This is a genomic window from Planococcus sp. APC 3900 (genome assembly GCF_030407735.1).
GTDB lineage: Bacteria > Bacillota > Bacilli > Bacillales_A > Planococcaceae > Planococcus > Planococcus notacanthi.
On sequence record NZ_JASDCT010000011.1, the window covers coordinates 41,732 to 65,876 of the forward strand.

Annotated in this window: 14 protein-coding genes; 4 read left to right on the forward strand and 10 right to left on the reverse strand. The window is 45.9% G+C overall.

Annotated features, from left to right (window positions below; translation table 11 throughout):
* Nucleotides 1-297: 297 nt before the first annotated feature.
* Nucleotides 298-2,178 (forward strand): LTA synthase family protein, encoded by a 1,881-nt coding sequence (locus QMA04_RS16970; protein WP_290187184.1) that lies wholly within the window; start codon nt 298-300, stop codon nt 2,176-2,178.
* 105 nt (nt 2,179-2,283) lie between these two features.
* Here QMA04_RS16970 and QMA04_RS16975 read toward each other — a convergent pair whose 3' ends face one another.
* Nucleotides 2,284-4,455 carry a 5'-nucleotidase C-terminal domain-containing protein gene (locus tag QMA04_RS16975; RefSeq protein ID WP_290187185.1) on the reverse strand — a complete coding sequence of 724 codons (2,172 nt, stop codon included), beginning with the start codon at nt 4,453-4,455 and terminating at the stop codon, nt 2,284-2,286.
* 314 nt (nt 4,456-4,769) lie between these two features.
* On the opposite strand from QMA04_RS16975, the gene QMA04_RS16980 reads away from it, so the two are divergent.
* The gene (locus tag QMA04_RS16980) at nt 4,770-5,900 is read left to right on the forward strand and encodes an acyltransferase (RefSeq protein ID WP_290187186.1); all 1,131 of its coding nucleotides are present in this window, start codon (nt 4,770-4,772) and stop codon (nt 5,898-5,900) included.
* A 757-nt stretch (nt 5,901-6,657) separates the two neighbouring features.
* Here the strand turns inward: QMA04_RS16980 and csaB are convergent.
* From csaB to QMA04_RS17005, 5 genes are all read right to left on the reverse strand, one after another.
* Nucleotides 6,658-7,779: a polysaccharide pyruvyl transferase CsaB gene (gene csaB, locus QMA04_RS16985; RefSeq protein ID WP_203339085.1), complete on the reverse strand. Its 1,122-nt coding sequence runs from the start codon at nt 7,777-7,779 to the stop codon at nt 6,658-6,660.
* Entirely contained in the window at nt 7,776-9,656 is a 1,881-nt protein-coding gene (locus QMA04_RS16990; protein WP_483313725.1) for a DUF5693 family protein, read from the reverse strand. The genes csaB and QMA04_RS16990 overlap by 4 nt, the downstream gene beginning before the upstream one ends.
* Before the next feature lie 35 nt (nt 9,657-9,691).
* Nucleotides 9,692-11,251, reverse strand: a complete 1,560-nt coding sequence (locus QMA04_RS16995) for a putative polysaccharide biosynthesis protein (protein WP_290187188.1) — start codon at nt 11,249-11,251, stop codon at nt 9,692-9,694.
* Nucleotides 11,248-11,985, reverse strand: coding sequence for a WecB/TagA/CpsF family glycosyltransferase (locus QMA04_RS17000; protein WP_290187189.1), 738 nt, complete (start codon nt 11,983-11,985; stop codon nt 11,248-11,250). Before QMA04_RS17000 ends, QMA04_RS16995 begins: the two co-directional genes overlap by 4 nt.
* A gap of 115 nt (nt 11,986-12,100) precedes the next feature.
* Nucleotides 12,101-14,074, reverse strand: coding sequence for an S-layer homology domain-containing protein (locus QMA04_RS17005; protein WP_290187190.1), 1,974 nt, complete (start codon nt 14,072-14,074; stop codon nt 12,101-12,103).
* A 428-nt stretch (nt 14,075-14,502) separates the two neighbouring features.
* Here QMA04_RS17005 and QMA04_RS17010 point away from each other — a divergent pair, with 428 nt between their 5' ends.
* On the forward strand, nt 14,503-15,894 hold the full coding sequence (locus QMA04_RS17010) for an N-acetylmuramoyl-L-alanine amidase (RefSeq protein WP_290187191.1): 1,392 nt from the start codon (nt 14,503-14,505) through the stop codon (nt 15,892-15,894).
* 78 nt (nt 15,895-15,972) lie between these two features.
* Nucleotides 15,973-17,625 (forward strand): S8 family peptidase, encoded by a 1,653-nt coding sequence (locus QMA04_RS17015; protein ID WP_290187192.1) that lies wholly within the window; start codon nt 15,973-15,975, stop codon nt 17,623-17,625.
* A 565-nt stretch (nt 17,626-18,190) separates the two neighbouring features.
* Here QMA04_RS17015 and QMA04_RS17020 read toward each other — a convergent pair.
* The 4 genes from QMA04_RS17020 to QMA04_RS17035 all read right to left on the reverse strand — a co-directional run bounded on the left by QMA04_RS17020 (nt 18,191) and on the right by QMA04_RS17035 (nt 23,566).
* Complete coding sequence (locus tag QMA04_RS17020) at nt 18,191-19,228, reverse strand: C40 family peptidase (protein ID WP_290187193.1); 1,038 nt, start codon at nt 19,226-19,228, stop codon at nt 18,191-18,193.
* A gap of 266 nt (nt 19,229-19,494) precedes the next feature.
* A complete protein-coding gene (locus QMA04_RS17025) occupies nt 19,495-20,913 on the reverse strand; it encodes an alanine/glycine:cation symporter family protein (protein ID WP_290187194.1) in 1,419 nt (472 codons plus the stop codon).
* A gap of 197 nt (nt 20,914-21,110) precedes the next feature.
* Complete coding sequence (locus QMA04_RS17030) at nt 21,111-22,202, reverse strand: amidohydrolase (RefSeq protein ID WP_290187195.1); 1,092 nt, start codon at nt 22,200-22,202, stop codon at nt 21,111-21,113.
* A 407-nt stretch (nt 22,203-22,609) separates the two neighbouring features.
* The gene (locus QMA04_RS17035) at nt 22,610-23,566 is read right to left on the reverse strand and encodes a nuclease-related domain-containing protein (RefSeq protein ID WP_290187196.1); all 957 of its coding nucleotides are present in this window, start codon (nt 23,564-23,566) and stop codon (nt 22,610-22,612) included.
* Nucleotides 23,567-24,145 lie beyond the last annotated feature (579 nt).

A 24,145-nucleotide genomic window follows, 5' to 3' on the forward strand; every position in this document is an offset into this window, starting at 1 on the left:
ACGCCTAGCCCTTGGACGCGCCGGCGCTAAGAATTTATTGGATTCAAAGCAAGTCTATATTCTTTAGTGATGCGAATCTAAACAGCATAGAAAATTTCACTGCTCTTTTAGTACTATCCGATTTTCAGCAAAGACTCGAAATAGCGGGACTAAAAAGGAGTGAAGAGAACTTGCTACCCATGGCAAGCGCAGCTGTTTTGCGGAACATCGACTATGAATGATTACTAGTTCAACTCATATATTTCCTCTTCTATATGAAGAAATCCCGAGCAAATACACAATTATTAGGTGGTTCTTATGAAAAATACATTTTTATTGGACTTTTTGAGAAGTCATTTCTTTATTGTTACCGGCATCATCTTTATTAAGGTGCTGTTTTTACGTTATTTACTGTTTGAGGAAATCGATTTTTCAAGAACCCTCATTCTGGAATTGAGCTATATTTTGATTTTCACTTCCTTGCTTGGATTGGTTAAATCCAAATGGACACCGGTTCTTTATTTCATCTTGAACCTGGTTTTTTCAAACCTGTTTTTGGCCGTTATTCTCTATTATTCATTCTTCGGCCGGATTGTTACGTATTTTGCGCTTTTCCAGCTGGGCCAGGTCGGCACGATCAATGAGAGCGTCACTGCTTTGCTGCAGCCGATCTACGGACTGTTTTTCGCAGACCTGGTGATCTTGCTTGTCCTTTTAGTCATTAAAAAATATCCGATTTCGACAGTTCAGCTCAATAAGAAATTCCTTGTGGCTGTGTTGCTGTTGTTCGGCTTGGGCGTATCCGCTCTGAATTTCAATTTGCATAAAGACGAAGCAATTTCCAACAACGTCATTGCCGCGCAGGAAAAAGGCATTCTGAACTACGAAGCGCTGGAAATTTATTATGGTCCTGACAGCAGCTTGATGGCCGTCGAAGCCAGCGTGTCTGTTGAGAATTTGACTGAGTTAAAAGAAGAAATCAATCGCGTCAAAGGATTGGAGACGATTCCGGAAGAACAACGTGCGTATTTCGGCGCAGCGGAAGGCCGTAATTTGATCGTCATTCAAGTTGAATCAATGCAGAATTTCCCGCTCCGTTTGGAAGTGGATGGTGCGGAAGTTACACCGAATTTGAACGAGTTATTGGAGGAAAGCTTTTATTTCCCGAATACAGCTCAGCAAACCGGCCCAGGAAATACTTCCGATGCCGAATTCATCTTGAACACATCCCTTTACCCGACAGCGTTCAATCCAACTTCACAAACTTATGGCAATAAAAAATTTCCGAGTTTGCCGCGTTTATTGTCCGGCCAAAATTACCGGACCATGACGTTCCATGCGGACGATATCAGTTTTTGGAACCGTGATGAATTGTATCCGGCGCTTGGAATCGACCAGTATTATTATGGTGAGTTTTTCGGTGAAGAAGACGTCATCGGCATCGGCCCTTCCGACCGTGTCATGTTCGAAAAAGCGTTGCCGATCCTGCGCGAACAGCATATGAAAGACAAACCGTTTTACGCGCAGCTGATTGGATTAACCAGTCACCACCCATTCACATTGCCGGAAGCGGACCGAAAGTTGACGCTTCCTGAACGTTTTAATGATTCATTGACCGGAAATTACCTGGTGTCCATGAATTATATGGACACGGCCATCCATGAATTTATTGAAGAACTGAAAGAAGAGGGCATCTACGAAAACTCAGTCATTGCCATCTACGGCGACCATTTCGGCCTACAGCAAAGCGCCATCAGTGAAAACGATGTCGATTTGGTCAGTGAGTTGCTGGGGCGCGAATATGGGACGCTTGATCGCTTGAACGTTCCGTTCATCGTCCATGCACCGGGCATTTCAGATGACGGACAGACATTCGAGAAAACCAGCGGACAGCTGGATATGATGCCGACACTTGCTAACTTGCTCGGCGTCTCGTTGGACGAACATATCGTTTTCGGCCAGGACCTGTTGAACAACGACGACAACTTGCTGGGTGCGCGCTATTACTTGCCAATCGGCTCGTTCTGGAACAACGACATCCTGTTCATGCCTGAAAAAGACTTTGACGACGGCACGGCGTATGATCTGGAAACCGACCAAATCGTCGATGATTACGAAGCATACCGTGAAGATTACAACCGTGTCCTGCAGCTTGAAAAACTGTCGGATGATTACATTGAAAACCTGCCTGAGCAGTAAAAGGAAGAAGCGGAGCGCCTATGCGCCCCGCTTCTTTTTGGTTTTCACAATAAAACACCCCCTTCTCTCAGCAATAATCTGCTAGAGAAGGAAGTGTCCATCTACTTATTTAACTGAATGCGGTGCAACCAATGAAATCATTTTCGCTGTTTCTTCACGTGATGTGAATTTAGATGGATTGAATTTGCCGTTGTAGCCTTCAACAATCCCTAAATTGTCCAATAGCGTGATTGCTTCTTTGGTTTCAGCTGTATGCTGTCCGTAATCGGAATACGGAGCATACTTGTCGATCTTCTGGTCGCCGTTCACTTTCTCATAGACGCGGTTCAGCATCAAAGCGAAATGCGCACGAGAGATTTTATCTCTCGGGTTGAACTTCGTTGCTGTTTTTCCGGTTACATAACCTTCAGCAAATACAGCATTAATTTCAGCTTGACGCTCTTTCGGCAGATCCGTGATGTCTGTGAATGGTGATTTTGGCGCTTTTGCAGGATCCAGCTTCATCATACGAGAGATGATGGTCGCCGCTTCCCAGCGTGTCAATTCACGTTTTGGTGAGAATGTATCCAATTCTGTACCATTGATCAATTTTCTGTAGAAAACATCTTTCACATATGGATACGACCATTGGTTCATGGACATATCTTTGAAGGGAACAGTCGGGTTGATGCGGTTTTCAAGTTTTGGTTCAACCGTTTTCAAACCAGCGATATACTCAATAAACATTTCATAGTCGACGTTTCCTGGCTCGCTGACGCGGCCATCTTTATAAGCTGCATCGAATGATTCAAAGCCGTCGCCGCCTTTAGCTGTGAACGTGTTGGTTGCCACTTTGTACGATTTGTTGACATCAAGTGGTGTGCGGACATTGCCGTTTACAATATTGACGTTCGTTACACGTGATCCTGCAGCTTTTGACGGATCGAATGAGAATTCCATTCCTGCTACATGCAAGAATCCGCCATTTTCAGCCGGGAATGAACGGACACTGTGCTCAAGCGCTGTTTTCAATTCTGAACCTTTTAAGTTCATGATCGCCAAAGCATTGCCGAATGGCATTGTCGTTAATACTTCTCCAACTGTGATATCGCCCACGTTGATGGATGCACGGATACCACCGCCATTTTGAAGTGCGATAACCGTATCCGGATCAATTTTCTTCGCTGTAGCGAGCATGCCGTCTGTAATCAAGTTGCCCAGATTTGTTTCAGAAGCGCGGACACCGCCTTCATTGCGTCCACCATTAAGGAAGACTTCAGCAGTAGCACCTGTCGACTCATTTTTCACTGCTTCCACTTCTTCTGCATATGGTGCAAGAAGTTTAACTGCTTCTGCATCTGGAGTGATGCCTTCAGCGTTGACGTCATGTAATTGGCCGGCATGATCTGTAATCACGCCTTCTTCATTGAAGGTTACATCCAATTGGCCTAGGAATTTATTGTATTCATTTGCTTGTACGATGACTGTCGGGTCTGTGTTTCCTTCGAAGACGAAGGGCGCATCCAACTTAACATGTGTGTGGCCGCCGACGATGACATCGATGCCTTCAACTGCTTCAGATAACAATTGATCGTTATCGAATTCAGCAGAATCGTCAAAGCCGATATGTGTCAAAGCAACGATTTTATTGACGCCTTCTGCTTCAAATGCATCAACCGCTCCTTGAGCTGCTTCGATGTAATCGGAGAATGTAATTTCTCCCGGGCTGGAAATGGACGCGGTTTCAGCAGTCGTCAAACCAAAAATCCCGACTTCTTCGCCGTCAATTTCTTTGATGATGCCGTTGTAAATCTGGCCGTTTTCAGCTTCAGCTGTATATACTTTATTTTGGTATCCAGCCATGATGTCATCACCTGAAAAGTCTACGTTCGCTGCAACAAATGGGAAATCAGCGCCGCCTACAAACTCACCAAGCGATTTATGGCCTTCTTCGCCTGAGCCTAAATCGAATTCATGGTTACCGAAAGTCATGGCGTCGTATTTCATCAAATTCATGAACGGCAAATCTGCCTGCCCTTCAAAGGTATTAAAGTACAATGTTCCAGAAAAAACGTCCCCTGCATCCAGCAATAGATTATTCGGTTTTTCTGCACGAATCTGGTTCACCAGCGTGACACGGTTCGCCACTTTATCCAAGTTCGCGTGCGTATCGTTCGTGTGCATGATCGTCAGTTCAAAATCCCCTTCTGCCGCTTGTGCTGTTCCAGGTGACTGAACCCCAACTACACTTGCCGTCAACGCTACTGCAATTGCTGATTTAAACATTTTCCCCTTCATTTGACACCATCCTTTAATTTTTTTGAACCGTTCGCTCCCAAATTGTATGGATATTCTGACCTAAGCCAAATGGAATGAAAAATTTAGGAATACATCCATTTACCGAGCGAGTTTATTCATTTTCAGTGTAGCATGATGGAATTTTTTCAACAATAGCAAGATTATAACTAAATCAATTTCATCACATTGCCGTTACAATCTTTACAGAAAAATAATGTCCGTTGTTCTTTGGTACATGGCATAGTTAACCATGTTAACATGGTCATGGTGAGTTATTAAATATAGCTATTGTTATGCAGAAAGAACGGTGAACTATGAAACCAATTGCGAGAAAGCACCTGAATGAAGTCCAATATGCACGGGTTCTAGCCTTGTTCGGGGTCTTTGCAGTGCATGCGTCTTCCAGCGGGATCGCCGGAAGCAATCCGGAGTCTTCTTCCTTTATGATTTATAATTTCTTTAATATGGCTGGGAAAATCGGTACGCCTGTCTTTATTTTCCTAAGCAGCTTTATTCTTTTCTATACCTATTATCATCGCGAATTGACGGTGCAGCTGTTCCAGAAATTCTACAAGAAGCGCTTATTGTATATTCTGGTTCCCTATGTGGTCTTTTCCGCTTTCTACTTTTGGTTCAAGGTTTACTTGAATCAGAATTTCGCGGACATCCCTTTGCTTCTGGAGGAGTTCCTGGTGGATTTGGCAACCGGCAAGGCCCATTACCATCTGTATTTCGTCTTTGTCAGTGTCCAGTTCTACTTGATGTTTCCGGTTCTTCTCTACTTGTTCAAGAAGTTCGCGTTTGTCCGAAGATACGCTATTCCCATCGGCATCCTTATCCAATGGACTTGGGTCCTGTTAAATTCAGCATATTTCCAGGTTCCTGCTAAAGGATCGATCGCGTTATCGTATTTTATGTTCTACTTTTTCGGTGCGTTCCTCGGCGTTTATTATGAAAAAGTGGCCGCTTGGATCGCCAATTGGCGCAAGGTGTGGCCAGGTATCGCTTTGATTGTGGGCGGTTACTGCTACATGATTTATTTCTATGTCGGCGCCTATTACGACCTGCGAACCGATCAGTGGGTGGGCAACAACAAGTGGCTTGAGTTCGGCTGGAGCACACACGCGTTCTTGGCGGCAGCTGTGATTTTCATTTTTGTGCATTTCCTGGAAACCTGGAATGTGCCCCGCGTCAAAAAGTTCATGATGGAAATCGGTGCCGTGTCGTTCGGCATGTACTTGATTCATCCATTTATCCTGATGATGCTGCGTATGTATATTTCCGGCGGCGAACCGCTGGTCTTCCATTCTTGGCAGCTGATTTCCCTGCTGATCACATTCTTCAGCAGCTGGCTGATTGTCCGCCTGTTCTATGATTTCGTCCCATATTGCTGGGTCTTTTTCGGACAAGGCAACCGCGTGTTGAATAAACCGCGGAAAGTGTAAATGGAGTAAGGAGGCATTCTCTTTTTAGGGGGTGTCTTTTTTTGATGTTGTTGAGTGAAATTTTGTGTGGTTCTACAAGTCGCTTCAGCCGCTCTGGAGTGGGTTCCCACAATAAGCCAGTCAGCTGAAGGACGCTGCCAGTCTTATTGCTCCACCCACTCCGTGGGCGCGGCTCAGCTGGGTGGGAGCTGATAGCTAAATCTCTGTGTTTTGTTGAGGTAGATTGAGGGTGTGAGGTTTTGAAAACACTCGGCAGCGGTGGTGCACGCGACTTCGCTTGGAGGTGAGGAGGTTACATGTGGTTTTGGGGTTGTAGAGGATGAACTGGGGTTCTACATGAGCTATTCAGGGTTCTACCGGAGTTATATGATGCTGCTACCTTAACCAGTTGTTTCTCTACATGAAGTTTCTTGGTTTCTACATGAAAGTCATGAAATTATGTGTTTAGTGAATGAGATATCGCTTTGAATTGTTTGCGTGCCAGGCACGCAAACAATTCACAGCCATACCGGGCTCTAACTTCATATTAATAAAAAGAAACCTAAAGAAATAGCGGAAGGCGGCGACTCCTTGGGGATTAGCGAAGTGCCGAAATCCACTCGGGCGCCTAGCCCGAGTTAGTTCGGCACAAGCCCCCTGGAAAGCGTCCGCCTGGAGCGATTTCTTCACCTTATTCCAAGTTCCTTTTCTCTTTCAAAAAAAAGCCATCCTCAAGGTCACAACCTCGAGGACAGCCTACTTATTATTTACCGGTTCTTTACTTTTGTTTTTCAGTGTATGCCAATGGTGCGGCGCTCGCGATTGGTGCCTCGATGGCGTCGAGGACTGTGCGTGCGGTTTGGTTGGCACTTTTTTGGAGCGGTGCGGCTGCTTGGGTGATTTTCTGCAGCTCGTCCGGGTAGTTTGTGAAAATGCGCTCGATTGCCTGGACAAGGTCAGCGTGGTTCCAGTCCTTGGCTTCTACGTGGCCGAGGACCGGCTGGCTGACGATGTTGGCGAATGAGTCGATTTTCGGATCGTACGATAAAGCGACAAACGGCGTATAGCTGACAGCCGCGAAAATCAAGGCATGAAGGCGCATGCCGAACAGCACATCTGACTCTTTAATGATGGCCATCTTCTCTTGAATCGTGCTGTCATGAGGTGCGATATGCGCCTTGTTTTTCATTAGGTCTTGGACTTGCTGGGAAGTCTTGAAATCGTGTTTGCCGTGCATCGGAACAAACACAACTTCGTATCCTTTAGCCGCCAACTCGTCGAGCCCTTTTGCGATTTCACCGAAAGCATACGCTTCATTGTTCCAGTCGCGGACCGAGACGCTGATGACTTTATTTTCGAAGTTCTGTTGGCGCAGCCAGATGCTTTCGAAGTTGTCTGCCTCGAGCCCCATAACCGGATCGGGCACCAGATGGATTTCCGTAGTGACGCCTATTTTTTCCAGCAGCTGTCGGGACTGCTCGTCGCGGACCGTCAGCAGCTTCACTGAATTCAACACATGCTTGACGATCATCTGGTTGAGCCGGCTGCTGATTGGGCCCATGCCTTGTGCATAGACGAATACCGGTTTTTTCAGCTGTTGTGCGATTTTCATGACACCCGCGTAATACGGGATGCTTTTGCGGCCGGTTTCGTCCTGCAACAGGCTCCCGCCTCCGCTGATCAACCCGTCGGAAGATTTGATCGCTGCGCGCACATCTTTCAGGCTCCATCTATTGACGGCCTTGACGCGATAGGTTTCAGCCGTTTTTTCCGGCTTATTGGATAGTACGATAATTTCAATTCTTGGATAGTACTCTTTCAATGAATGGATAATGGCATAGAGAATAGCTTCGTCTCCCACATTGTCAAAACCATAGTATCCAGATAACACTATTCTCACGCCTGCCACCTCATTCTTATCATAGTGATCATTTTCTTCCACACAGTTTCATATAGCCAGATCAGGACAAGTCCTATTATAAACCCGAAAACTATACTATAACCACTTCTGAGCAAAGAAATCAATAACGGGATATGAAGATGAGTAAATGTATTCACTAAGGACAGGAAACCGATGACTCCTGGAATAAGCAGGAAATAATAGGCTTTCGGGTAACTCTTCACCATATGGAGTGCCAGGATGAACAACGGGAAGCCAATAAGGAATTCTTTTGTACGTGGTCTGACGTAAAGAAGCTGCTCCAGCATCAGGCGAACCTGCAGTTCAATTGCAGAAACTTGTCCGGCATTGCCTGTACGGCTCATGTAATACAAAATAACCCCCGCTACAATGGCAATGATCGCCATATGCCAGTAAATCACATTCATTGTCAGGAGCTTTCTGATATTCCCCCACACGGCATAGATGGCAATAAAGGCAATCGGAATAATGTAAATCAACGACACCCCTCTGAACAAATCAATGCCCAGCAAGTATTGATTGCCGTTCAGCAACACGACAATCAGCCAGATGCCGATGGCCGCAATGCCCAGCGCCTGTGCGTAAGAGCGGATTAGGTACCATTTTTTCTGTGGTTCTTTTTTCAACAGCACTGCCCAGATCGGCGCCGTCACGGCAACCGCTAAAGCGAATGCCTTCAAGACCATGCTTTGGCCGGTCACCAAGTAAATAACAGCAGCCAGTGCAGAGCCGATCAATGCCAATAAAGTCAGTCGGTTGTTTTTAAAGACAGACTGAGCTGCCAGTGTCAGGAACGCAATGGCACCAAGCAGAGCCATGGCGGTTTGCCAAAGCGGTACGCTATACGTTTCGAATGAACGCGATTCACCGCGCACAAAGCTGTCCGGCATGTTGTTATTGACATCCGCCTGCAGCTCTTGCAATGCCGTCAATGCCAGATTGTATTCCGGCTGAGTCATGTTGATGAAAAAAGCGCGCATATTGCGTTCTTTTGCTGCGCGGACAATTTTATCCGCGCTTTCCGCGACATTGCCATCTTCTAAAGCCAGACTGTGAAGACGCACGAGGTTCAAGTCATTGATATAAGCGAGCTGGTTCAAGCCTTTTTGGCCGGCGAATTCAATGCTCATCAAGCCGTAACCAGCCTCTTTCAACTGCTCGCCGAATTCCTTCAGGCGCTCAGGATTTGAATATGCTGGAGCGTAATTCCCACTGAACAGGATTTTTTCAACGCCGGGTTCTTTAATCGACAGAAGTTCTTCGATCATCCGCTCAGTCTGTTCCTCATCTGAATAGTCGCCCAGACGCGGCACAACCATAAGCCCTGCTTCTTGTATCGAAGCAATCACTTCCGGGTCATAGCCGACCGGTACGGAAAGGATCTTATCAGCAGCGCCCGGGATATAGGTGTACGCTTCATCATTTACAGTGAACGTAAATTTCTCTTCAAAAAAACCAGCTGTGGTTTCTTCAAAATCAAACGAGCCATTCGAATGGATAAACAATCCCGTTTTATCGAAAGGCGCTTCGAGTGGATCCTGCTGAGTCAACAGCAAATGTTCCCGCATACGGGACGTGCTGACAGCAGTGATCAGCCCTTTTCTTTCCAAGGAGCTGATCGTATCCGGTTCAAGGCTGACGCTTTGGATGCCCGTATTTTTGAAGTCGGACAGGATACCGTCCAACGTCAATGACGGATCATCGATCAGCCAGTTAGTGGTCAGCTTGAAAGGAACGATGGTCTCGATTTTTTTATTTGATTCTTCTATTTGAATGCGCTGAAATGCTGAAGGAATGGTCAATAGCAATGCCGCAAGGAGGATTCCGATTAAAACTTTCTTCACGTAAGTACACACCCTTAACTTTTCTTGGTTGGCCCGGATAACAGGCGTTATTTCTTGGCGATGAATTTATTTATGACAGGAATGCGCTGCAATACGCTTTGGTCCACTGCTTTTGTCACCAGCAGCAAGACAAAGTAGATGACGCCGCCGGCTGCTACTGCCGCTCCTACATACAATAAAGCTGAAAGTCGAGTCAGCTGTTCAAAATCCAATAGGTAACTTGGCAGCCAAATGGCTGCTCCCATGACAAGTGAGACAAAGACGATGAGGCCTGTTTTTTTCGGGAAAAAGCTGAAACCCGTGTATTTGCGGATGGCTAGAGCGTTTAAAACGAATAAAATCAAGTAAATCGCTGCTGTGGAAACCGCAGCTCCTTCCAATCCGTAACGATTGACCAGCACCAGATTCAGCACCAATTTGATGAGGACACCGATGATGATGATCCAAGCGCCGAGCCGCGCTTTATTGATTCCCTGCAATACGCCTGTACCGAGGACAGTCAGCGAAGTGAACAAGGAACTGAATGAAACGATTGCGAGTACGGTGCTGCCTTGCAGGTCCGTGAACAAGCCTAAGTTGATCGGCAATGTCAGGACGACCAAACCGACAGCGGCTGGAACGGATAATAAATAAGTCAGGAAAAACGTGTTGTCGATCAGCTTAGCTGAGCCGATTTTGTCGTTCTGCGCCAATTTGGTTGAAATGGATGGAATCAATGGCAGGATGACGGAACTGGCAAAAACCGTAACGATTTGGACCAATGCCAGCCCCCTGCCGTATATTCCGTACAGCGAATTGATGTCTTCTGCAGCTTCTCCGTGCATTTTCAATGCGGTCGGAATGGTGATGGAGTCCACCAGGTTCAATAAAGCCATCGTAATGGCACCGATGCAGATCGGAATGGAAATCTTCAGGATCGTTTTGGCGGTGGATTGGAAGTTCGCCAGTTTATAAGGCAGCCCTTTTACAACTCTGACAGATGAACGGTTGTACAGAATACGGAGATAAATGAACGAACCGATCGCTCCGATGATGGAGCCGATCATGATGCCGCCCGCAATCTGCTCGTCGCTGTAAAGACGGTCCACCATATAAATGGCGACCAGCAAAATCAGGCCGACGCGGATGAATTGTTCGATGACCTGCGATACCGCAGTCGGCGTCATGTCCTGATGCCCCTGGAAATAACCGCGGTAAACCGCCATATAAGGCGCCACAAGCAAGGTACAGGAAACGGTGATCAGCGCAAGACGCGTCGTTTCGCCTCCAAGGACACCAGCGATTTGATGGGAAAATCCGTAGAGGATCAGGAAACTGGTAACTCCGAACAGCAAGGCCAGAATGCCGGAAGTGAAAAAGACGTTCTTGATTTGCTGTTGATCGTCTTTTGCACGGGCTTCCGCAATCAGTTTGGAGATGGCGATGGGAATTCCGGCGACCGACAAGGTCAAAGCGACCATATAGACCGGATACACCAAAGTGAAAATTCCGAGCACTTCATCTCCGGCGATGTTCTGGAGCGGAATCCGAAATAAACTGCCCAGTATTTTAGACAGCAAAGCTGCGATAGATAAGATTAAGGTACTTTTCAGCAAAGTATTCTTCATTCTTTACGTAAAGCCTTTCGCCCGATCACCGTCGCTGCGAATTTCGGCAGCACCAGCATGCGTTTCCAACGGGAAGGCTGTTTGACCAACCGGTAGAACCATTCCAGGTTCATTTTCTGCCATAGTTCCGGCGCACGTTTGACGGTTCCGGAAAAGACATCAAAACTGCCGCCGATGCCAATGAAAACACCTTTGTCGAATTCATCGATATGCGCACCGATCCATTGTTCCTGCCTCGGGAAACCGAGCGCTACAAAGACGATGTCCGGCGCCGCGTTCTTGATCTGCTGCGGCAAAACATGATCGTTCCAATCAAAAAAGCCGTTATGGCTGCCGGCGATCCGGATGCCCGGATAATTCTCTTTCGCTTTTTTGACCGTTGCCTGCAGCACTTCTTCTGCAGCTCCCAGGAAAAAGATACTGGAGTGGTTTTTGTCTGCCGCCTCGAGCAAATCAAGCATTAAATCATAGCCGCTGACGCGTTCCGGCAGCGGTTCGCCGACGATTGCGGCAGCTTTGACGATGCCGATGCCGTCTGCTGTTATGTATTGGGCTTTCGCTAAAGTTTGTTTGTATTGATTGTCTTCCAGGGAATGCATGACGATTTCCGGATTGGCTGTCACTACAAACGTTTTTTCCTGTCTTTCAATATGGCTTTGCAAAGTGTTGATAAAAGCTGTCTGGGTTGTGTTGATAAATGGCACTCCCAGTATATGAACAAATTTCGAAGTCATCGGTAATCTCCTCTTCAAGGCAAAATATCTTAGGCTAGTATAACATAAAGAAGAACCCTGTGTTCAAGCTATGTCCGCTTGAATACAGGGTTCTTCCGTTAAGATTGTGTAAATTTTATTTCTGAGCGAGCGGCAGCAATTTGATGTAATCGCCGTGTACGTAAGCCTTCGCATAGGAATTGTTTTCAGAAGCGACTTCATGCCACATTGCACCATTGGCAGCCTTCACTTGCTGATTGAGAATAACAGGAACTCCTGTTGTTTTCAACGTATAAATAGAAGCAAAGTTTGTGCTTGCATCTTTCCGGAAATTCAACGGGCTTGTTGTCGTATAGCCGAGCTCGTAGTGATTCAAATCTTTATTGCCAAGATACGAATCGATCCGGTACATATGCCCCGCGATTTTCTCTCCCCAGAATGCGTCAGATGCATAACGTACGTTCATGCCGATGCCTTTATGGCCGAGGACGGGTCCATTGTAATAGCCGCCAGTCGGTGACAAATAGCCTGAATTGATCCGTTTGGCTGCATCTTCAATCGACTCTCTGAATGTGGCGTAAGAATACGCCTTGTTATAAGCGTCTCCATCTACTGCTCCATAGCCGAAAAGATTCCGTTTGTCCTGTGCAATTTTGCTGGTTCCCCAGCCGCTTTCATGGATAGCGTGGGACAACAGGTAAAGTGCATTGATTTTGTGTTTCTGTTCCATTTCTTTAAAGAACTTGCCTGAACCGACAAGCGGACTGCTTGTCCAGACTTTGCCTTGCTGGGTTTTATTGTAGTAAGGGAATTTATCTTTGAGGAATTTATCCAACTCCTCTGCTGTATAGCTGCTTGCTGAATGAAGCGGAAGCTTGTTGAAATACTGATGGCTTTCCACAACTTTCGCTCCAGCCGACGTTGTGAATGTTGCGCCGTCCCAGCTGTAATACTTCATGCCGCTGACGAATTCTTTCGGCGCTTTGCCGATGATTCCCGTCGATACGTAGCTTCCAGTCGAATGATTGAAAAGTTTATGGACCAAGTTGCCTTTGTCCACTTCATAATAAGATTGCCCTTTCAACATCGGCTGCGGAATCAAACGGACCACTTTCGAACTGACGTAACCGGTTTTTCCGGCCAGTTCCACTTTGACGGTCGTCGCTGTAGCGTCCAGGAATTTCAATTCGGTATTTGCCGGTACGTACGGGCGGAATGTGCTTTTCGTATCCGCACTTAGCTTTTCCGTTGGATAAATCTCGGTAAAAGCGTTCGTTGCAGCAATCCCCTGCTTCATCCAGACGATTTGATTGCTGCGTTCAACGGCCTGAACTTTTGAATTCTTTTGTGCATAGTCTTTTGCTTGGTCAAATGTCTCAAAGTGCTTCACGACCGTCGTTTTGTCTGCTGTGACTGTTGATGCCTGAAACTCCAGATTTTTCGGCGGGAACACTTCATCTCTGCCTCTCAGCATAACCAAAGCCACCATCCATCTTTTTGAACTGTCTTTCGGTTTGAAGGTCTTGTTTTCATTCCCTGTGATGATTCCCAAATGGGTAAGAATGCGGACATCATCTTTATGATCATCTCTGATTGATGAAACATCCGTAAAATCCATCGCCTTGGTCTCTGAAACATTGATATTGATGCCTTTCGCTTTCAAGGCACGTGCCACCATGGAAGCCATCTGTTCCCGAGTGATCAAATCATTCGGTTTGAACGTATTATTTGAATGGCCTTTAATGATTCCAGCCTCCACCGCTTCAGCGATCGAGTTGTAATACCATTCTCCAGGCAATACATCTTTGAAGTTGACAGTGGCTGCAACAGCCGCTGCCGAAAACCCTCCATTTTCAGCAGAAGCGCTGTTTACGGGTGTGCCAAGTTCGAACGATTGCACAACCATTTTAGCGAACTCTGCTCGTGTTACTTCTTTATTAGGGCGAATCGAGCCGTCGTCATAGCCTTGGATAATCCCTAATTTCATTAATTCCTTCATTTCGGCTTCGTATGCATGTCCCGACAAATCACCTGCTGCTTTTGCAGTCTCTGATGATAGAGCCGAAAGTACGATAAGCATAGCCAAGAAGCACATCAGCAATTTTCTCATTTTGATAAATCCCCCTCTTGTAAATTACGGCAATATTTTACTATTTATAAGGCAACTCATGTGCTCCTTATAAATCAGCTCTTACCTTAAAGCATTTTGACCGGGTAAACTATAATGCTAATTATCTATATTTAACCATTTATTTATGGATAAATATTCAATGAACAGGTTCAATTGTATCATCAACTTTATTCTTCACGAAAGACATATTTTTATTATTTTTTTAATTGCGCAATAATATTCTAAAATTTCTCATATCTTTATCAACTTTATAGGTATTTAGTATTAGGTTGAAAATCACCGAACAGAAATAATACTTTTAAACCATACTATTTTCTCATTTATCAAAAATACCCATTAATTTGAATAAATTTCTGCTAATATATCTAACATAGAGAAAGAAATTAATAGGAGGAAATGAAAATTAAATGAAAACTGTTTTATCGAAAGTTACCCTGTTTCTTATTGCTGCCGTTCTTGTGATTTCCAGTCTAGGTATAAATACTGCATCCGCTGCAGGCAATCCGTTTAAAGATGTGTCGTCTTCAGACGAGGAAATACTGTATTTATACAATAGAGGTACCATTAAAGGCATCTCTGATACCATGTTTGGTCCAAAACAAGCTGTAACACGCGAGCAAGCTGCTACATTGATTGGCCGTGCCTTGAATTTGGATGCCGACAAACGGAAAACTTTTTTTCCAGATGTCAATTCAGATCGTTATAGCTCAGGTTATATTCAAACAGCTTACGAAAAAGGTATTATTACTGGCGGTTCAGACGGGAAATTCCGTCCCCAGGATACGATGACCCGTGGCGAAATGGCCTTCTTACTTAGCCGAGCTTTTAATTACCAAAAGACCGGCCATGTTTACTTTACCGATATTAAAACTAACAACAATAGTGGCAGCCTGTACACGGCAGTCAATAAAATCGCTACGGCAGGTGTTTCGAATGGTACTGGAAAAGGCACCTATTCACCGAGCAGCAAATTGATCCGTGAAGAGTTCGCTATTTTCCTGGCTCGTGCATTGAATTCAAGCTTTAGAGTTACATATAAAAACGTAGCGTTCGCTGATTTGAACGTCACTGTCAACAACTTGAACGTCCGCAAAGGAGCTGGCACCGGGTTTGCATCCATCGGAAAATTGAATACCGGTGCACCGTTCCGTGTCTATGGCTACAACGGTTCATGGGCATACGGCATCAGCGGCAACATGACAGGTTACGTCAGCACCGCCTATCTCGGAAAAGCAGTTCCAGTCTCAGCGAACAACCGCTTTATCACACTTGATCCCGGCCATGGGGGCAACGATCCGGGCGCAGTTGGCAACGGCTTACGCGAATCCGATATCAACTTGGATGTTTCCAAACGCATAGAAGCGAAATTGAAAGCAAAAGGCATCAAGGTCTATATGACCCGCACTACCGATGTGTTCCATTCATTGAGTGCTCGTGTTGATAAAGGGGTTGTCAGCGGATCGAATGCTTTCCTCAGCATCCATACCAATGCAGCCACTCCAGCAGCAAGCGGATCTGAAACTTTCTATTCTGCTTCAGTCGGCAACGACAGCAAGCAATTAGCGACATTTGTTCAAAACCGCTTGTATAAAGCGATGGACCACCAGAACCGCGGCGTTAAAAACTACGGCTTCCAGGTCATCCGCACGAACCCGCTGCCAGCTGCTTTAGTGGAATTAGGATTTATCACCAACAAATCCGACGCTTCTAAATTAGCTACTGCTACTTACAAAGATCGTGCCGCTACGGCAATTGCTTTAGGAATCGAAGATTATTACAATTGGAAAGCAAAAAATTAATTTTCCCAAACGGACTTTTTAGTCCGTTTTTTTGTTGTATACTACATGGAAAGCACATTGCCCAGAGGAGGAAATCTATTGAACAAATTAAGCGCTATCGCAATATCCGCTATACTTCTCAGCGGATTATCTGCCACCCACGCCGCTGCAGCCGAAACATCAAACGAATCAGAGCGTGTTATCATCTCTTTTAATGAAGAAATCGATTATAAATTGCTTGAAGAAATGGGAGCCGAAATCCACGAGGAGTTTGATTCCATTTCTGCAGTGTCAGTCACGTTGCCCGAAGAAGGCATGATCCAGTCAGCCAGCAACGAATCTTCCATTGAATACATAGAGGAGAATTCAGAAGTCAGAGCCGCTGCACAGACCACTACCTGGGGTTACCGCGCCATCAAAGCCAATACCGCTTCAAAGCTCGGATACACCGGTAAAGGCGTGAAAATCGCCATCATCGACTCAGGAATCAACGCCAAACATCCTGACTTGAAAGTGGCTGGAGGCATCTCCAAAGTTGAAAACTCCCGCCATGACACAGACAGCAACGGACACGGCACCCATGTGGCCGGAGTCATCGGAGCGCTGAATAATTCTATCGGCACAGTCGGCGTTGCGCCCGACGCTAAGCTTTATTCCGTCAAAGTCCTGTCAGCCAACGGAGTCGGCACACTTGAAGGCGTCGTAGCCGGCATCCAATGGGCCATCGACCAGAAAGTCGACATCATCAATATGAGTTTGACCACCATCAATGACGACAAAGTCTTGCGCGACATTACAAAAAAAGCATACGATGCTGGAATTGTCGTAGTCGCGGCTTCGGGCAACGAGCGGCGCACCGGCGTTTTCAATGACGTCCTGTTCCCTGCACGCTTTCCATCCGTCATCGCTGTCGGTTCGGTATCCAAACTCAACCAGCTGTCTTACTTCTCGAATTACGGCGCTTCACAGGAATTAGTGGCGCCAGGTGAAGACATTTTGAGCAGCTTCGTCGATGCCAAAACCACCACTCAGGAAGATTATGCAGTTTCTGAAGGAACGTCGGTCGCTGCGCCTTTCGCAGCCGGCACCTTTGCGCAATACATGGAAGCCTATCCGCATCTGACAAATAAACAATTGCGCGAAACCGTGAAACGTTCAGCGACGGACCTGGGAGTAAAAGGCCGCGACAATACGTTCGGCAACGGACTGGTCCAATCGCTCCAGACCAAAGCTGCTCTCTATCCGGACATGAAGCTCAACGCCTGGTACACAGCACCCATCAAGAGCATTTTCGACCGTGGCCTCACCAACGGGTTCCCGGACGGCACATACCGCCCGAACGACACAATTACCCGCGCTGAAGCCGTAACCATGCTTGGCCGTGCGTTAAAGCTCGATAAGTCGAATAAAAACCACCGCTTCACTGATGTCCCAAAAGATTCTTATGCTGCCGGCTATATCAACAGCGCTTATGAACGCGGCTACATCAAAGGGGTCAGCACCAAATCATTCCGCCCGAACGATCCGATCAAACGTGGCGACATGGCACTCATCATCCAGGCTGCTTTCAAACTATCCGGCACTCAGCAAACCGGCTTTAAAGACGTACCCAAATCCATGTACTACTACGACGCCATCCAAGCAGCCTATTCAAACAATGTCGTCAAAGGCTACAAAGACAACACCTTCCGCCCGAAAAATCCCATCACCCGCGCCGAAAACGCGGAGATTATGAGCAACGCTTTGAAGTGATTGATTGTAAAGCCGAACCGGTTTGCCGGTTCGGCTTTTTGATTTGGGGGTTCGGGGGCCTACAGGATGTTTTGCGGGGGCTACATGAACTAGTGACGCTCTTACATGAACTACTCGCTTCTCTACAGGGATGACGGTGGCTTACCTGCATGTTTGTGAGTTCTACATGATGTTTTGTTGAGGCTACATGAACTAGCGTGGCTCTTACATGAACACCTCGCTTTTCTACAGGGATAACAGTGGCTTACCTGCATGTTTGTGGATTCTACATGACGCTTTGTTGGCGCTACATGAACTAGAGACGCCCTTACATGAACTACTCGCTTCTCTACAGGGATGCCAACAGTTTACCTGCATGTTCATGGATCCTACACGACCTATTGTGAGCGCTACATGAACTATCGCTCCCCGTACATCAACATCTTACTTCCTTACCAGCCCCTCATCCACCCACCTCCAAATCACCCTCTCCCACACAAACCTTCCCCCTAACCAAAAACCTTATCTACCAAAAAAAGCAGACCCCCTCGATAAAAACGAGGGGGTCTGCGACTAAAACCATCTATTATTTATTAATAGCTCTGTGAACAAATGTTGCGTATTCAGCTCTTGTTGCGTTGGCATTCGGCTTGAATGTGCCGTCTTTGTAGCCAGTCGCCAAATTGCTTGCGGTTACGCTGTTGATTGATCCTTCAGCCCAATGTCCTTTGACATCTTTGAAAGAGGTTGAAGAGTTCGAAGCTTTTAGCGCAAAAGCATTAGTCAAAATTTTACTGATTTCTGCACGGGTGATTTTGGCGTTTGGCGCGTAATGGCCAGGCGAACGCCCTTGGACGATTCCCGCTTTCATGACTGCGTTAATGTTGCCGGCTGCCCAATGCGATGAAGGGACATCTTTGAAAGCCGAGCTTTTGACTGGCTTCAGTTTTAATGCGCGTGCGATGATCGTTGCCGCTTCCGCTCTTGATACGTCATTGTTCGGTTTGAACAAGCTGACATCGTATCCTGTGATGATGCTTTGCGTGCTCAAGCTTTTGATTTCTTTAACTGCCCAGTGGCCTGTCGCTACATCATAATACTGGCCGACTGGAAGAGCTTTTTTGGCTACAGGTTTTGCGACAGGTTTCGATACCGGTGTCGCCACATTTTTGACTTCGCTCAAACGGCGGGCACCCGTGTATTTTGGAGCCCAGTATGAATTGGTGTTTAAGTTGGCAACCGTTACACCGCTGCTCGTTGCAGAAATGAAGTTGCCATTGCCGACATAGATACCGGCATGAGAGATTCCAGCTTTGTATGTACCCGAAAAGAATACCATATCGCCTTCTTTAAGATTGCTTTTGCTGACGCCTGTTCCAATTTTGTATTGTTCAGCGGCAGTTCTTGGAATTGAAATGCCGAAGTTGTTGAAAACGTAGCGTAGATAACCGGAACAATCGAATCCTGATGGTGTTGTTCCTCCGAATTTGTAAGGTGTTCCTTTAAATTTATTGGCATATGTTGTAATTTCATTGGGTGTTGCTGCATTGGCTTCGGTGGCATTGAATGGGTTGGCTGATAATAAAAGAACAGCAATTATCATAAGCATTAGACGTTTCTTCACATAGCACCTCTTGTGTGGGATTTCGGGATGGTGATCAAGCATCTACCGTTAGTTACTTATTTAGTATATTTTTGATTGTATCAGTAAAAACTCCCATATCATGTTACAGTTATATTACAGTTGCGTAACATTGCCTATTTGTATGTTTAATTTTAGGACATTACAGGTATATAAATGTCTAGATTTTAACTAGTTTAAAAGAACCGCCATAGACGAAAAAAGACCTTTTTGCCTGATGGCAAAAAGGTCTTTTTCAAGCTATTTATTTATTCGTGGCGATTTTCTTTGTCGCCCCAGCACTCAGTGTTTTTCAAGCCTGGAATATTTTTAGCAAAGAATTCCGGATTTTTTCCCGCTTTGCGCTGGCTTGTGTAATCCTCCAAAACTTTGAAAGCAATTTTTCCGAGGAGAGCGATAACGACCAAGTTGAGTATGGCCATGAAGCCCATGAACAGATCAGCCATGTTCCAAACCAGTTGAACTTGTGCCAACGCACCGAACATTACCATACCCAATACCCCGATACGATAAGCCAGCAACCAAGCACTGTGGGCATTGATGAACTCGATATTCGTTTCCCCATAATAATAGTTCCCGATAATTGAGCTGTAAGCGAAGAAAAGGATTGCTACCGCTAAGAAATAAGGAGCCCAATCGCCCAAGTGGACGTTCAATGAAGCTTGTGTCAAAAGGATGCCTTCTTGTTCGCCGTTCGAGTAAAGGTCTGCCAAGATAATAATGAACGCTGTCGCAGAACAAATGATGATGGTATCAAAGAAAACACCTAAACTTTGTACAAGACCTTGTTTGGCTGGATGAGAGACGTTAGCAGATGCCGCTGCATTCGGTACAGAACCCATACCGGCTTCGTTGGAGAACAAGCCCCGGCGAACGCCTTGCATGATGGCTGCACCAATTCCGCCGCCTACTGCTTCTTCTAAGCCAAATGCACTCTTCACAATTAAACTGAAGACCGCTGGAATTTCAGTAAAGTTCATGATCACAATATAAAGTGCTACCAAAATATAGGCAACAGCCATGATTGGAACAACGACTTGAGTAACACGCGCAATCCGTTTAACGCCACCGAAAATGATGACGGCCGTCAATAGGACAAGAGCGGCTCCTACTGACCAATCTGGGATATTGAAAACATCTCCAAATGATTGGGCAATCGTATTTGATTGGACCGAGTTAAAAATAAAACCGAATGCCAAAGTCAATAGTATGGCAAAGACGATTCCCAGTTTGCGGGTTCCCAACGCCTTTTCCATATAGTAGGCTGGCCCACCACGGAATTGTTCACCATCGCGCACTTTATAAACTTGCGCTAGTGTACTTTCAATAAATGCAGTGGCCATTCCGATGATGGCGACCATCCACATCCAGAAAACAGCACCTGGTCCTCCAATAGCGATCGCTAATGCAACACCGGTGATGTTTCCTGTTCCTACTCGTGAGGCTGTAGAGATTGTAAAAGCCTGGAACGCAGATACCCCGCTGTCTCCATCTTTTTTCTCAGTAATGACGCGGAACATTTCGCCGAATAGACGAACCTGGACGAATTTGGTACGAATTGTAAAATAAAGGCCAAGACCCAATAGAAGTGCAATTAATATGTATGTCCAGAGCAAAGTATTGACGTTATCGACGAACCACGTGATTCCTTCTAAAAAAGCATCCATCTCTGTTCTCCTCCTTTATTAGTAAACTTATTAACAATACCCTGTTTCCACTGGAAAGAAACTTCCTTTTCCTGGCGGATAGAAAAATGAGACCCTCTGTTGAGAGGGTCTCGGATATCGGCTCGCTTCATCATACCATGCGACTTTCTTACATAGGAGTTGTTTGTATTTTAAGTTATTTCCCGGGAAATAGTGGCTTAAGTTGTTTTCAATGTATGAGCCAATACACGTGCACCGATGGCAAGGGCCCCGTGGTTAAAATTCATATCCGGATGGTGGAGACCCGGCGCGAGATCTGCTCCGATTCCAATCATCGCCGCATGCAGTTGCGGTTTTTTGATTGTATAAAAATGAAAATCGTCTGCTCCTGTTGTATGGACCGGCGGCGCTGTTGCCTCATCACCCAAAGTTTCCCGGATAGCGGCATCGGCGATTTGCATGGCGACTTCCGATACTTCTGCCGCAGGCGTATAGTCCGTCCACTCAAAAGAGATATCGACATCATGCAGATTGGCGATTGCTGTTAAACCTTCACCTATTTTGCGCTGAAGTTCCGCCATTAATTCGTTTGATTGGGAGCGGACATCCATCGAAAACTTAGCGCTTCCCGGAATAATATTTAAGCTGTCTCCACCCGTTTCAATATGCGTCAGCTTCGCTGAATACGACTCGAATGGCGAAAAATAAATTGATTTCACGAACTGGTGAATCGCCGCAATGACGTCAATTGCATTTTTGCCCTGATGCGGACGGGCTCCATGGGCATCCACTCCCGTGATTTTTCCTCTCAGGAAAATCCCCGATCCGTGATGAAGCGCAGGCGTCACTTGGCCAAACGGCAACTCCTCAATCGGACGCAAGTGCACCCCATATAAATGCGATACCCCATCGATTGCTCCCCGCTCGATCATCGATAACGAACCGTTGCCCAGCTCTTCTGCCGGCTGAAAAATAAAACGTATACGTTTCGTCAGTGTTTCATCTTTCAAATGCAACAGCGCGCCAAGCACCATGGCCATATTGGCATCATGTCCGCAAGAATGATTGGCCTGCAGCTTGCCGTCCACTTCCTGCCAAAGCGCATCGATATCCGCACGTACTGCCACCACTTCAGGTCCTTCGCCGATTTCAGCAATCAAACCGGTGACATCCGGAAACGTATGGTGTTGAATGCCAAGCTCTGACATAATCGCTGCCAGTTTCTTCGTCGTCTCGACTTCTTTCCAACTCACTTCCGGATGCGTATGGAAATGCTGAAAATATTCCAGTATTTGCTGTTCGATGTCCATGTAATTATCTCCTTTGGGTTGAGAAGTTCATGTTGATAATTTGATTGTACACGAGGAGATACGTTGGGTGAAGATTTTGTTTGTGGCGATGATGTTTTAGGGGTTTATGTGAAGTTTTAGCTTTTCTACATGAACTATTCGATTCCTTACATGAAGTAACCCATTTTCTACATGAAGTTTCTTGAGTTTTACATGAAGTGCGAGTCTCTACAAGACGTATCCGCTTGGCTACATGAACTATTCGATTCCTTACATGAACTAATCCATTTTCTACATGAAGTTTCTTGAGTTCTACATGAAGTGTGAGCCTCTACATGACGTTTCAGCTTGGTTATATGAACTATTCGATTCCTTACATGAACTAATCTACTTTCTACATGAAGTTTTACAACTTCAATGATCATACTTCATTTTTCCTGAGGTTGACGGATATATTGGCGATAGCGCCGGCCGCCCACGGGTTGGCAACCACTTCGGATAAGGAACCGCTTCGCTGCATCCAAACTTTTCAAGCCGATGAAATCGCGGCATTCGGCTGTATTGATAGTGGATTTGATTAGCATGAACCAATCCTGCAATGCAGCTGCATGAGCATCTTGGCTGACGAGCCGGCATGTTTCACATTCCCAGGCACGCTGCGTTCTTTCCATCTTGCCAAGTATGCAGCGGGGGCAAAAGACGCCGGTCTCGATTTCCGAAGGATCGATTTGAAATTTCGGGGCGAGCGGGAAAGGCTGGTACTCTTTATGCGTAACCACTAAGCGGCTTCCGAGCTGATGAAGTTCTTCTATAGAAAGAACCGGTGCTGGCAATTTCATTTCCGATAAGTGAACGTTGACTTCCCCAGCAGCCAAAACTCGGACATTCGGCGGTGCGCCTTCAACAATTTGAGAGGGGTGCGCGATGATGATCACGTTGGCCACCGGCAACGGACATCCAAGAGTTTTTAAAAATTTGCTCATGCGCAATGCGGTTTCGTTCATTTGCGTGATGGGGCTCTTGTAGCTTTTAATTTCTCCGGTTGCTGAAATCGAATGCAGCGCACTCGGATTCTGCTTGAACTCGAGTTTGCCAGCGATGTTTTTGATCTCCAACAGAAATACACAACTCTGTGTGAGCACAACTGTGTCCACTTGGATTTTAAATCCCTCTCCTAATGAAAAATCTTGGATTATCCGGTGTGGATAAGGCGGATCAAAAAATTCCAGCGCCTCATCCAGCCGCTCTTCCCCACCATAGCCCGCTTTGGCATTATTGAGGCTATTTTTAACAGTTGCCCGTTTGGGGTGCGTCGGGGAAATCCTTTTCAATAAAGCTTCATACCCTTCAATTTTCATTGGCTTTTCACGGTGTTTAATGATCATAACATCTCTCCTTTTTTTCATTAGTCTAGCAGATAAAAGAAGAGATTACCATTTATATCCAAATTTGAGTTTTGAACCTTCTATAGTGCCCAAATATGAGATTTGAAGGGATATTAAAGTAAGGATTTTCGTTTTCTATATGAACTTCTTGTCCCTTTAAATGAGCTATTCATCCTCCTACCTAAACATTTCACGTTTCTACACGAATCAGACATCCCTATCTCACATTTCACCCTCTCTACCTGAACATCTCATCCCCATACATGAACTATCGACTCGCCTACCTAAACATCTCACTCCCCTACACGAATCACACATCCCTACCTCACATCTCACCCTCTCTACCTAAACAACTCCCCCCTTTTACATGAACGATCCACTCGCTTACCTAAACATCTCGCTCTCCTACACGAATCACACACCCCTATCTCACATTTCACCCCCTCTACCTGAACATCTCACCCCCTACATGAACGATCGACTCGCTTACCTGAACATCTCGCTCCCCTACACGAACCTCACATCCCTACCTCACATTCCACCCCCTCTACCTGAACATCCCATCCCCCTACATGAATA